Annotated in this window: 10 protein-coding genes; 7 read left to right on the top strand and 3 right to left on the bottom strand. The window is 56.7% G+C overall.

The genetic code is table 11. The features are described 5' to 3' along the window. Window positions 1-29: 29 nt before the first annotated feature. The 3 genes from AC4EYZ_RS06325 to AC4EYZ_RS06315 all read right to left on the bottom strand — a co-directional run bounded on the left by AC4EYZ_RS06325 (window position 30) and on the right by AC4EYZ_RS06315 (window position 1,612). Window positions 30-305, bottom strand: coding sequence for a HigA family addiction module antitoxin (locus AC4EYZ_RS06325; RefSeq protein ID WP_039860845.1), 276 nt, complete (start codon window positions 303-305; stop codon window positions 30-32). Between the two features lie 27 nt (window positions 306-332). Further along, window positions 333-614: a type II toxin-antitoxin system RelE/ParE family toxin gene (locus tag AC4EYZ_RS06320; protein ID WP_474191588.1), complete on the bottom strand. Its 282-nt coding sequence runs from the start codon at window positions 612-614 to the stop codon at window positions 333-335. Window positions 615-730: 116 nt separating this feature from the next. Further along, window positions 731-1,612: an AraC family transcriptional regulator gene (locus AC4EYZ_RS06315; RefSeq protein ID WP_474191587.1), complete on the bottom strand. Its 882-nt coding sequence runs from the start codon at window positions 1,610-1,612 to the stop codon at window positions 731-733. 120 nt (window positions 1,613-1,732) lie between these two features. On the opposite strand from AC4EYZ_RS06315, the gene AC4EYZ_RS06310 reads away from it, so the two are divergent. The 7 genes from AC4EYZ_RS06310 (at window position 1,733) to AC4EYZ_RS06280 (ending at window position 11,428) form a co-directional block, all read left to right on the top strand. Then, the gene (locus tag AC4EYZ_RS06310; protein ID WP_233973833.1) at window positions 1,733-3,736 is read left to right on the top strand and encodes a TonB-dependent receptor; all 2,004 of its coding nucleotides are present in this window, start codon (window positions 1,733-1,735) and stop codon (window positions 3,734-3,736) included. Next, the gene (locus AC4EYZ_RS06305) at window positions 3,733-4,764 is read left to right on the top strand and encodes a methyltransferase (RefSeq protein WP_474191586.1); all 1,032 of its coding nucleotides are present in this window, start codon (window positions 3,733-3,735) and stop codon (window positions 4,762-4,764) included. Before AC4EYZ_RS06310 ends, AC4EYZ_RS06305 begins: the two co-directional genes overlap by 4 nt. Then, complete coding sequence (locus AC4EYZ_RS06300) at window positions 4,761-6,005, top strand: MFS transporter (protein WP_474191585.1); 1,245 nt, start codon at window positions 4,761-4,763, stop codon at window positions 6,003-6,005. Before AC4EYZ_RS06305 ends, AC4EYZ_RS06300 begins: the two co-directional genes overlap by 4 nt. A 74-nt stretch (window positions 6,006-6,079) precedes the next feature. Further along, window positions 6,080-6,634: a sigma-70 family RNA polymerase sigma factor gene (locus tag AC4EYZ_RS06295; RefSeq protein WP_474191584.1), complete on the top strand. Its 555-nt coding sequence runs from the start codon at window positions 6,080-6,082 to the stop codon at window positions 6,632-6,634. Next, a complete protein-coding gene (locus tag AC4EYZ_RS06290; protein WP_474191583.1) occupies window positions 6,635-7,660 on the top strand; it encodes a FecR domain-containing protein in 1,026 nt (341 codons plus the stop codon). A 95-nt stretch (window positions 7,661-7,755) separates the two neighbouring features. Further along, window positions 7,756-10,227 carry a TonB-dependent siderophore receptor gene (locus AC4EYZ_RS06285; RefSeq protein WP_474191582.1) on the top strand — a complete coding sequence of 824 codons (2,472 nt, stop codon included), beginning with the start codon at window positions 7,756-7,758 and terminating at the stop codon, window positions 10,225-10,227. Between the two features lie 358 nt (window positions 10,228-10,585). After that, complete coding sequence (locus AC4EYZ_RS06280; protein ID WP_474191581.1) at window positions 10,586-11,428, top strand: ABC transporter substrate-binding protein; 843 nt, start codon at window positions 10,586-10,588, stop codon at window positions 11,426-11,428. Window positions 11,429-11,478: the final 50 nt, after the last annotated feature.

Raw genomic sequence — 11,478 nt, 5'->3', positions numbered from 1 at the left:
AATTAGTTATAGTGAGTGATATCGCTTAGCTAAGCTGCGCCCTGGTTATGGCGAAGCTGAAATAGGTCATAATTGGTTTGCATGGATAGCCAGAATTCGGCGCTTCCGGCATGCAATTTTTCTAGAGCCAATGCCATTTCAGGTGTGACGGAGGCGCTGCCGTTAATTACCCGGTTCAGGGTGTTACGGTGGCAGCCGAGTTGTTCAGCGACCGATGCCACGCTGCCAATCTTGTGGCCGTCTTCATCCTCAATCAGACGTTGCCGGATAATGCGACCCGGATGTGAGGGGTTATACATCGCCATTGTTTCTTCTCCCATCAGTGATAATCGTCATGGTTCAGAAGGTAAATAGTCCAGCAGGTAAACATTACCGTCTCGGAACTCGAAGAACAGTCGCCAGTTACCCGACACCTTGATGGCATACTGGCCGTCCAGTTTTCCAGTTAGAGGGTGAAGGCCCCAGTTGCCAGCCGCTATATCGTCGAGACTTGTGGCTGCGTTCAGTACGGTCAGACGATCACGGAGACGGTCGACATGATCGGCACGAACGCCCTTGGTGCTGCCTTTTTCAAAAAGCAGTTTTAGTCCCTTATGCTTGATGCTTTTAATCATCCATCGTACCGGCTTATGCCTAACTGGCTTTTATTTATTGTAGTGTGTCGCGCGACAGTGTGCAATTCCGCCGGAACTCGCTCGGACAGCTGCATCAGTACTCGCAATACTTGTTATCAACTTTTGCGCTGTTTGATGGCTTTAGGGGCATAACCGAAGAAGCGTGTGAAGGCTAAGCTAAAGTTACTTGGGTGCCGATAGCCCGTGGCGTAGGCGGCCTGAGCGACCTGTTGACCGCTCTCCAGCAGCGTATGGGCGTGGCGCATGCGCTGTTGATGAAGAAAGTGCTGAGGCGTCGTGCCAAACATGCGACGAAATCCCTGCTTAAGCTTCTGCTCTCCTAGCCCCACTCGTGCTCCTAGATAGGCCAGGGGCAAGGGGCGATCCAGTTCGTTGAGAAGGATCGCACGGGTCTGAACGATGCGCTCGGCGTCTGCGCTGGCGATAGTCTGTGTAGGGCAGGGTTCCGGCAGCAGCATCTCAAGTTGTTCCCCCAATAAGCTCAAGGCGTGAATGTGTTGCTGGAGCCGAGCGCTGCCTGTTTGGAGGCATACCTGGAGCGCCTGCAGATGTGCCCGGCTGACCGGCGACGTAGGCTGAAAAGCCAGCGGTCGAATACCCCCAGAGGCAGGGAGTGCTGCTTGATATCGCTCGCCCAGGTAGCGCGTTAGCCAGCCAGTACTGGCGACAAGGCGTAACTGAAGCACTGTTTCCCCTTCCGGTATATGGCGCTCCCCCTGGCTGTGGTTAAAGGTGGTTACCGTGGTGTGACCGTGACCGAAATCGATGCGCGGCCCCCAGCGCTCTCGGTAATCAGAGTGGCCTTGTAGACCAAAGGTCACAATCACGCCTGCGCCCGTATGGGGTGTGCGGCTCTCTTCGACGAGCGCTTGTTTAGTACGGTAGCGGGTTAACACTACCGAGAGGCCATCATCCAGCACGCAGCATTGAGAACCTTGCAGAGAGTCGCCAATGGGGCGTGATGCATCGCTACGCATAAGAAGTGAATTGGTTTGCATATGAATGAGTATGATAATTGCTATCGTTTATAGCTAGCCTACTCCCTTGAAGGTTCCCGCGCTAGTCGGGAGCCAGAAACAGCACTAAGGGGGGGGGCGATGCAGAGCAAGGGGTTGAAAAGAAATGCAGTGGTGGTGCTTCTGCTGGGGGGATGCAGCGTGGGCAGCATCGCTAAAGGGGAAGTACTACCCGTGGTGAAGGTAACGGCTAACAAAGTCGCGCAGACTGAGCAAGAGGTACCGGCGAGCTTAGCGGTAATATCCGGCGAGACGCTGGTGGATGCCGGTGCTTCCAATATGGGCGACTTGGCGCGCTATGCGCCTGGGTTGAGTTTTCAGCCTTTTGGCCAGTCGGGTACCGCCCTGCCGGTAATGCGTGGGCTAACCTCAGGTGCTACCGCTTTCTCCTCATCAGTCCTAATGCTGGTGGATGGGGTGCCCGTCGTGGCTGGCCAAGGGTTTGATCACAACCTGCAGGGTGTGGAACGGGTTGAGGTGCTGCGCGGGCCCCAGTCGACGCTCTATGGCCGCAACGCCGAGGCAGGCGTGGTCAGCCTGCATACCCGTCAGCCGGATGCAGGCCCCTATGCCGAACTGGAGGCTACGCTGGGCAGCCGTGATCTGAACGCGCTACGCCTCGATGCCGCTCAGGCACTCGTACCCGAGCAGCTCTATTTTGGGGTCAGCGGGGAGTGGCGCCAGCAGGATGGTTTCGTGGATAACCTGGCGCGCGCGGGTGAGGCAGATGACCGCGAGCGCAAGAACGGTCGGCTACGTCTGCTCTGGATGCCGACAGCGGAGACGGACGTTACCCTGCGCTATGGGCAGTTACACTACCAAGACGGTGCGGCTCCCTGGGGGCCTGTCGGGTCAAACGGTCACGATACGCGTCGCATTGACTCCCCTCATCCCGGTAGTAACCGCTCAAGCGGACGGGATATTTCCCTGGATGCGCGTCATGCCTTAGCGCCTGATTTGACGCTGCGATCCATCACAGCGCGGCGCGAGATTCGTGATCGCGTCACCCAGGATACCGATTTAACGCCAGCTCAGCGCTTTGCCGTCGGGCGCGACCAGCGTTTGACCACCTTCTCCCAGGAACTGCGTCTGGAGCGTCAGGGTGATGAGGGGCAGAGCAGTTGGGTGCTGGGCCTGTACGGTGACCGTGATGATCATCAACTGCAGTTCGAGCAACGCAACCCGATGGGCACCCAGCGCAGTGAGGCGACGCTGGAGGCTGAGAACCTCGCGCTGTTCGGGCAGTGGACGTTGCCGCTGGGCGAGCGTTGGCGCCTAACACCAGGCCTGCGCTTAGAGCAGAGCCGGGTGGCGTTGACGCCCCGAGGAGCCGGGCAGCGCAGCGAGCGCTGGGGGGATGTTACCTCGCAGTTAGCCCTGCAGTACCGCTTGGGTGACGACGACTGGCTGTATGCCCGCTATGCCGAAGGGTTTCGCGCCGGTGGCTTCAACGCCTTCTCTGCTCAGAGTGACTATCCCGGCTACGAACCTGAGCAAGTGGCTTCCTACGAGCTGGGTATCAAGGGAACAGCGCTGTCGCAACGGCTCCGCTATGGGTTAGCCAGTTACTGGATGATCATTGACGACATGCAAGTTCAGCAAGTTATTCAGCCCGGTAGTGTGCAGATCACCAATGCTGCCGCGGCGCGTTCCCAGGGCGTAGAGCTGGATATTGACTACCTGCTGGGCGGACATTGGACGCTCCAGGCGGGCCTGGCGCTCAATCGTACCCGATTTCGCGAGTTCAACGATCTTAGCGGTGACCACGCCGGCCACCACAACCCCTTTGCGCCCGATATCAGTGGTCGGTTGGGGCTGCGCTACGACTCACCCCAGGGCTGGTATGCCCAGGCCAACCTGAGTGGCATGAGTAAGACCTACCTGGATGCGGCCAACCGCTTCAGTCGTCCCGGTCATGCCCTGCTGGATCTGGCTGGTGGCTATCAACAGGGGCCATGGCAACTGGGGGGCTATGTGAACAACGCCACTGACCGACAATACGATGCAGTGGGCCTGCTCAACGGCACGATACGGGAGTACAGCCCGCCCCGTGAGATTGGCTTGCGTGTGGGGGTATCGTTATGAGCCGGCTCGTGGATGCGCTTCCCCATGCACTGCAGCCCTATTGGGATCTATCGCTGGCCGCTGTACAGGCCGAGGCCCTACAGCTTGCCTTAGCAGAGGATCTATTTGAGACGCTGGCGTCGCCCTGCACCCCCGAGGCCCTGGCACAAATGCATGCATGGCAGCCTGAAGCCACGCGTCACTGGTTGACGCTGTTATGGAGCATGCAACTGCTCGACCGAAGCTGCGATGCGGAGGGTGAGTGGCACTACACCAGCAGCGAGGTGGCGCGGCGCTATCTGGCGTCTTCCTCAGCGTTAGACTGTGGTGATGCTTGGCGTTTTCGGCTTGCTTCACTGCGTGATTTCGGTGCCGGGCTAGCCGATGGCCTGCGCGGACAAAGCCGGCCAGCACCGCTGGCTAACGGTGAGCGCTGGGCCGTGGCAGCGCGCGGCCATCTGGCACGCGAGCAGGCGGCGGTAACGGCGCCTGCTGCCTGTGAATTGGTGGCACAACGGAGGGCGACTGAATCAGCCTGGCGGCTGCTGGATCTAGGCGGTGGCCCGGGGCTGGTCGCCGTCGCCCTGGCGAAGGCGTTTCCACATATGCACGGCGTGGTCTTTGAACTGCCCGAAGCCGCCGATGTCGCCGCGCAACACATCGCCGAGGCTGGTTTGGCATCGCGTCTCGAAGCGCGGGGCGGCGATCTGGCGAGGGATGATATCGGCACCGGGTACGACCTGATCTGGTGCTCCTCGGTACTGCATTTCGTGCCCGAGCTTTCGGCCTGCCTGGCCAAACTGCATGCCGCACTAAAGCCCGGCGGCGAGTTGATCTGCGTGCACGCTGAAATTCCCGAAGAACCCGAGGCGGTCCGCCGCATGCTGTCCTATTACCTGCCGCTGCTGTGGCAGGGTCGTCGGGTGACCCAGGCCGGTGAGCTGCGTCAGGCACTGCTGGCGCAGGGTTTCGAGGTGTGTGAGGCGCAGCCGATTGCGCTTCCCATGGCGCCTGCCACGGCTCTGGTGGCGCGTAGGAGGGCGAAATGATGCGCGGCCTGACCGCCCGGCAACTGGCATTTGGCTGGCTCCACTTTGCTCTGGCGCTGCCCAGTATCTATCTGCTGTTGGGAATGCCGCTGGTACTGCGCGAGCAGGGCTGGAGCGGTACCCAGATTGGCCTACTGCAACTGGCGGGCCTGCCAGCGGTGCTCAAACTGGTGATGGCGGTTCCCGTTGAGCGCTGCCGCCTGGGTGGCGGAGGCTATCGCGCCTGGGCTGGTCTGCTCGGATTGCTGTTGGGCTTGGCGTTGCTAGGGTTAGCGTACGACTTCCCACTAGCGCAGCCGACGCGTTTCTATGCCTGGGTGCTGCTGATCAGTTGGTTGGCGACTTGGGCTGATGTGCCCGTGAACGCGCTGGCGATTCGCTGTCTGCCCGTCGAAGAGCGACTACGCGCCGGGGGAATTCGTTCGGCGGCGCTGTTTCTGGCTGCGGTGGTGGGCGGTGGCCTATTGCTGGTCGTGCACGAGCGTGCAGGGGGAGCAGTGCCCTTCGTACTGATGGCGTTGCTATTGGCCGTGGGAGGACTCTTATTGCGCTGGATATCGTTACCGCCAGAGACCGGCAGGCAACGGTATGTCTCGGTAACGGAAGCAGTTCAACCTGTGAGCCATAAGGGGGCAATGGGCTTTGTCCGTCAGCCAGCCGCAGGTCTTTGGGTAGCCCTGCTGATGCTACTCTTTCCCTTCGTTGGCGCCGGTTGGGTCTATCTAAAACCGCTGTTGCTCGACCTGGGGATGCCAGCGGAGCAAGTCGCCTGGTGGGTGGGGGTTGGTGGTGGCATAGCGGGCGCCCTGGCTAGCCTGGCGGGGCAACGCCTGGCACGGAGTGTTGGGCTTGGCCGTGCCTTACCGCTGTTAGCCGCTTTGGCAACGCTGGCCCTGGCGACTCTGGGGGGAGTGGGTTACATGGCTGCGGGGTATGGCCTGTGGCTGGTGGGCGCAGGACTGTTGGCCTGTGCCATGGGAGCGCTATCGGGCGTAATGTTCGGCCTGATGATGCACTTCGCCCGGTCTGGGTATCAGGCGCTGGATTACGGTCTACAGGCCAGTCTGTTCACCCTGTCGCGTTTGGCTGTGCCTGTGCTCGCCGGTATTTTGCTAGACCGGCTGGGCTACCCGGCTATGTTTACGGCGTTGGCGCTAGGCATGGCGGCGGTGACAGTGATGGCGCTGCTGGGGGGTAGGATTTTGCAGGGTGTCATATCAAAAAATGGAGAGATTCGTTGAGCACTGTGCATTGACACTGTCTGCGAATTGAAAAAGAATAAGAATCATTTTCGTAGAAGTGGGGCACTTTTTATATGGCGGCGGCACCCCGATCAGCCGAGCCTGCGGCTTACCATACCGGCTGTCGAGACTCCCTCGGTGAGCTGTATCACCACCATCAGCCTTGGTTTCAGCAGTTGCTCAGCCAGCGGTTGGGGTGCAGTGAGTCGGCGGCGGATCTGGCGCAGGATGCGTTTGTGCGATTGATGAAAACGCCCCGCCACCTGGATAGTTTCGAAGGTGCCCGAGCCTATCTCAGCCGTATGGCCAAAGGGTTGTGCGTGGATCATTGGCGCCGCCAGGATATCGAGCGCGCCTGGCAGCAAGCCCTGGCGGCCAGCGCCGAGGCGCATTTGCCCTCTGCCGAATACCAGCAAATTGTCATCGAAACACTGTGCGAAATCGACCGCATGCTGGCGCGGTTGCCCGAGAAAGTCGCTAGCGCCTTTTTGGCCTCCCAACTGCATGGCAAACCCTATCGGCAGATTGCTGAGGAGCTGGGTGTTTCCGAACGCATGGTCAAAAAATATATGGCTCAGGCCATGCTGCAGTGCGCGTTGATCGAAGCGGGCTTTGAGGCGAGTCTCTAAATGGCCTCTGCCGCCAGCTCCGAGGAAGCCGCCAAACGTCGTGCGTTGGCGGAGGCAGCCGAGTGGTTTGCCGAGTGGCAAGCGGAGGAGTTGTCGGCAACAGAGCGTCAACGCTGGCAAGCATGGCGGGATGCCAACGACACCCATCGTTGGGCTTGGCAGCAGGTGGAGGGCGTAAGCCGCCGCTTCACCGAGCATCTAGACGAAGATGAACGCCAAACCGCTGACAGCGTGATTAGCCTGGCGCGCCAGCGACGGCGGGGGCGTCGTCACCTTTTGGGTGGGCTGGCAAGCCTTGCGCTGGTCTCTGTACTCACCGCAGCGCTCTGGCAAAGCACACCGCTGACACGACTAGTACAGCAGTGGGGCGCTGATTATCACACCGCCACCGGCGAAATCACTCACATCGTGCTGGAGGATGGCACTCAGGTCTGGCTGAGTAGCGCCTCGGCGCTGAATGTCGATTACGACCAAGAGCAGCGCCGTTTGGCGCTGGTGACCGGCGAGATACTGATAGAGACCGGCAAAGACACCGAAAGACCGTTTTACCTGGATACCCGCAGTGCGCGACTAACGCCCTTGGGCACGCGTTTTAGCGTGGGTGAGCAGCCATCAGGCGAACTGCTGGCGGTGTTTGACGGTGCCGTGGCCATCCAGACCCTGGGCGATGCTCAGCATGCGAGCCAGCGACAGGTGGTTAATGCGGGGCAGCAGGCCCACTTCGCCGCTGACCGCATTGGGGAACTCACCCCCGCCGAAGGCCGTCGGGAAGCCTGGGCCAACGGGATTCTGCTGGCCGAGAGCATGTCGCTTAAAACCTTCGCCGCGGCGCTTAGCCGCCATCACCGTGGCCGCCTTGAAGTCGACCCGGCGGTGGCGGATCTCACCCTGCTCGGCGCTTTCCCGCTCAATGATCTAGAGCGCACCCTGAACATGGTCGAGACCACGCTGCCAGTGAAGGTGCGCCGGGTAATGCCCTGGTGGATCAAAATCGAGGCAGGCAAAGCAAGCTCCAGCGAGGAATAAAAAAGAGCAAAAATTGGTTTTTCTGGTTCCCCTTTTTCGCGCTGGTTCGATTCCCCTTTATAAGCACTTAAAACGTATCTGCAAGGGGAACCGACATGCTCCAACAGCGCACTGCACTTCAACCGCTTACTGCCAAGCACCAACCGGCGCTTAACCGCCGCGCCTTGGCGCTGGCGGTTCATTTTGCCGCCGTCGGATTATTGGCCGTGCCGCAGCTATCGCAGCCCGCCATGGCACAAACTACCCAGCAGCAAGCACGCCACTATGACATTGCCAGCGGCCCGGTAAGCAGCGTCATCAACCGCTTTGCCGCCGAGTCGGGTGTTTTTATCAGCGGCGCTGGCGAGCTGGGGGAAGGCCGCCAAAGCCCCGGCCTGCAAGGCCAGTATCTAGTTGATGAAGGGCTAGGGCGACTATTGGATGGAACGGGGTTAACGGCAGCCCGGCAGAGTGATGGTAGTTATCGGTTGGAAGAGCGGGCGGCTGATGTGGCGTTGACGACGGTGCGGGTGGAAGCGGATTGGTTGGGGCTTTCTGCCGTAGGGCCTGACGAGGGCTATCGGGCTCAACGTAGCCTGTCGGCAACCAAAACAGATACTCAGCTTTCAGAGACACCACGTTCCATTTCGGTGGTAACGAGGAGTCAGATAGAGGATCAAGGAGCGCAAACGCTGGAAGATATTTTGGAGTATATACCCGGTGTTAACAGGTATAGTTACCCTGGCGGCGAGTCTTTGGCCGGTGATATCTTCTACATTCGTGGCATGAACCAGCGTGATTATGGCTACGGTACCTATCGTGATGGCCTACGTGTTCAGCCCAATGCTTACTCCACATCTGCCGAGCCTTATGGTCTGGAGAGGGTCGAAGTGCTCAAGGGGCCTTCAGCGATTCTATACGGTGAAAATGTGCCTGGCGGAATGGTCAACTTGGTCAGCAAACGGCCTACTTATGAACGTCAGGGTGAGGTTAATCTTAGCTATGGTACTCATGATCGCAAGCAGGTCTCTCTCGATGTGGCGGGCGCTCTCAACGAAGAGGGCAGTGTTCGTGGTCGGCTGGTGTCCTTGATCCGAAATGCTGACACTCAAATCAATAGCATGCCAGACGACCGAGTCTACCTCGCTCCTTCGCTTGCTATAGACCTTAGCGATAGGGATACCTTGACCTTGCTAGGACAATATCAAAAGGACAGTACTCAAATGCAGCTAGGGCTGCCAGCATCGGGGAGTTTGCTTGGCAATGCCGAAGGAAAATTGAGTACCGATGCCAATCTGGGGCGTACCGATTGGGACGCTTTTAATCGTGAATTCTGGACATTGGGTTATGAATACGAGCATCGCTTTAATGCCGACTGGACGTTTCGTCAAAATGGGCGTTACACGCGATCTTTGGTAGATCGCCAGGAAAGTTGGTTGCAATTTATCGATGCAGGTTTCGGCTCTAATATTGGCACCTATAATCTTGATCGGGCCAACGAGTCTAGAGTTTATTCCATCGATAACCAGGTGGTGGGTAACGTGACCACCGGGGCGCTCGAAAATACGTTGCTGTTTGGTGTTAGCTTTGACAAGACATCATTTGAACAGCAGCAGTATGCTGGTGATATAGCCAATGGCGAATTCGAAATTATTAATATTTTCGATCCGAAGTATAGTCGCGCGCCGCAAACCTCTAGGTTATCAGATGATGGCGATCTCAAGCAGGATTTGTCTGGAACCTATGCTCAGTGGCAGGGCAAGGTGGGCGGTTTGATTGCACTGGTGGGAGGTCGTTACGACTGGTCAGATAGTGAATATGATGACTACACGGCAGCCAACGATGATACTCAGCGCTCCGACGAGGAATTCAGTTGGCAAACTGGATTGATGTATCAGTTTGCCAATGGCTTCTCTCCCTACGTTAGCTACTCCACAACTTTCGTACCAGTGCAGCTCCAAACGGCTGATGAATTCAAGCCTATTACTGGCGATCAGGTAGAGTTGGGGGTGAAGTATGAGCCTGAGGGTTGGAATACACAGGTGACAGTTGCTGCTTACGATATTAATAAGCAAGATGACATTAGCTATGATGCAAGCTCCGGTGAATACCGACAAATTGGCGAGACGCAATCCCAGGGCTTGGAAGTTGAGGTCAAAAGCGATATTAACGAAAGCCTGAGCTTGACCGCTGCCTATAGTTACATTGACGCCAGGATCATTGATGATGCGGGCTCACGTTTAGAAGATGAGCAGATTACTGGAATACCACGCCACCAAGCCTCTTTTTGGGCCAATTACACCTTTCGCCAAGGGGTGTTGAACGGCTTGCAAACGGGGCTTGGTGTCCGTTACTTGGGTAAATCCTACGCCTATCCGCCGGAGAGTCTAGATTATGGCACTCTCGAGGTAGGTAGCGAGACGCTAGTAGACGCATCCATCGGTTATGATTTCGGCAATAACTGGAGCGCTAAGGTCAACGCCAAGAATCTATTTGATCGTGAGTATGTTGCCCGCTGTAACAACGGGGGACGTTGCTACTGGGGGGGCGATCGCACGTTCCTGGGTACCGTGTCTTACAGCTGGTAAGGCATTGGCCCTGAAGCGTATCTTGAATATTTCGCACCGACATCCCGCATGGCGGTGCGACATTTTTCCCCTTGCTTCTATAAGACCTTGTTGTCCAGCGAACCTAACATTGCCCATGCATATTTCCATGAGTAAGAACGGAATTGTCTATTGGGCAAAGAGTTTCTAAAGCAGCCCAAGAACCTTATATGGCAAGTTGGTTGATCCTCAACTACTAAGTGGAAACGCTATATTCTACTCCGTAAAGGCAGGCATAATAGTGAAGTGTCACAGATGCATTCTTAATCGTTCAATATGTCTTAGCAGTATCCCCTTATTTTTAATTCTATTGGTTGGGTTGCAGACTAGTGCTGCTTCGATGGCAAGTAACGATATCAATGAATCATCATTGGCAACATTTGATTTCGCAATCGCCGAGACGCTCAATGCGATAGGCCATCCGCCTATGTTTCTAGCGGGTCTAAAAGGGTACGAAACCTACTCACGTCAAGATAATGTCATCCCTAACACGACGAATCTTGGCTCCCGTTTTCTTCCCAACTATGAACTTCTTGCACATCATCCGCCAGAGCATATTCTAATTTCTCCACCGGCCCATGTCAGCTTAATACCAAGACTCAGAGAGATTGCTGATGTTAAAGAATATACGCTTTATAATTTTTCTGATGATGTTAATGCTGAGCAGAACCATTGGGAAGCGGTTGAGGAATTGACTCGTGAACTTGGTTCTCTTGTCAATGATTCTGTTGCTGCAGAGCAGTATGTGGAGAGAACCAACAGCTATTTTGATGATTTAAAAAATCAGCTTAACAGCATAGACGTTCCCCTATTAATAGTGCGCTTAGTGGATGAGCGCCATGCTCGTATTTATGGTAAGGGAGGCGTTGAAGGTATGGTGATAAATCGCCTTGGCCTTCAGAATGCATGGCAAAGAGATTTAGGCCAATGGGGGTCGATTACCGTCAGCGCAGTAGCCCTTTCTAATATCAAGGCTCAAATAATATTTCTTGAAAGCCCCTACGATCCACCTGGAGGGCAGAGACAGCTCCTCTATGATGGTCAGTGGAGACACTTGCCAACCGTGAAAGAGGGCAACTATACAATTGTCCCTATCAACTACTGGTCTTGGGGAGGTTTCCCCTCCGCCCTTCGCTTCGCCGACTCCCTCGTTGAGGCATTAGAGGGGCCAACTACGCCCTAACACTGATCTGATCACCGCCATATGATTTGTAATGATAAGTATTATCATTT

Source organism: Vreelandella sp. 162(4c) (genome assembly GCF_058152265.1).
The sequence above is the reverse complement of the archived record's forward strand: the minus strand, read 5'-3'. Positions and strand labels throughout refer to the sequence as shown.

What these genes read in the sequence shown, in the direction of transcription:
- AC4EYZ_RS06325 (WP_039860845.1), bottom strand. Translation starts at nt 305, where the DNA reads ATGGCGATGTATAACCCCTCACATCCGGGTCGCATTATCCGGCAACGT.
- AC4EYZ_RS06320 (WP_474191588.1), bottom strand. Translation starts at nt 614, where the DNA reads ATGATTAAAAGCATCAAGCATAAGGGACTAAAACTGCTTTTTGAAAAA.
- AC4EYZ_RS06315 (WP_474191587.1), bottom strand. Translation starts at nt 1,612, where the DNA reads ATGCGTAGCGATGCATCACGCCCCATTGGCGACTCTCTGCAAGGTTCT.
- AC4EYZ_RS06310 (WP_233973833.1), top strand. Translation starts at nt 1,733, where the DNA reads ATGCAGAGCAAGGGGTTGAAAAGAAATGCAGTGGTGGTGCTTCTGCTG.
- AC4EYZ_RS06305 (WP_474191586.1), top strand. Translation starts at nt 3,733, where the DNA reads ATGAGCCGGCTCGTGGATGCGCTTCCCCATGCACTGCAGCCCTATTGG.
- AC4EYZ_RS06300 (WP_474191585.1), top strand. Translation starts at nt 4,761, where the DNA reads ATGATGCGCGGCCTGACCGCCCGGCAACTGGCATTTGGCTGGCTCCAC.
- AC4EYZ_RS06295 (WP_474191584.1), top strand. Translation starts at nt 6,080, where the DNA reads ATGGCGGCGGCACCCCGATCAGCCGAGCCTGCGGCTTACCATACCGGC.
- AC4EYZ_RS06290 (WP_474191583.1), top strand. Translation starts at nt 6,635, where the DNA reads ATGGCCTCTGCCGCCAGCTCCGAGGAAGCCGCCAAACGTCGTGCGTTG.
- AC4EYZ_RS06285 (WP_474191582.1), top strand. Translation starts at nt 7,756, where the DNA reads ATGCTCCAACAGCGCACTGCACTTCAACCGCTTACTGCCAAGCACCAA.
- AC4EYZ_RS06280 (WP_474191581.1), top strand. Translation starts at nt 10,586, where the DNA reads ATGGCAAGTAACGATATCAATGAATCATCATTGGCAACATTTGATTTC.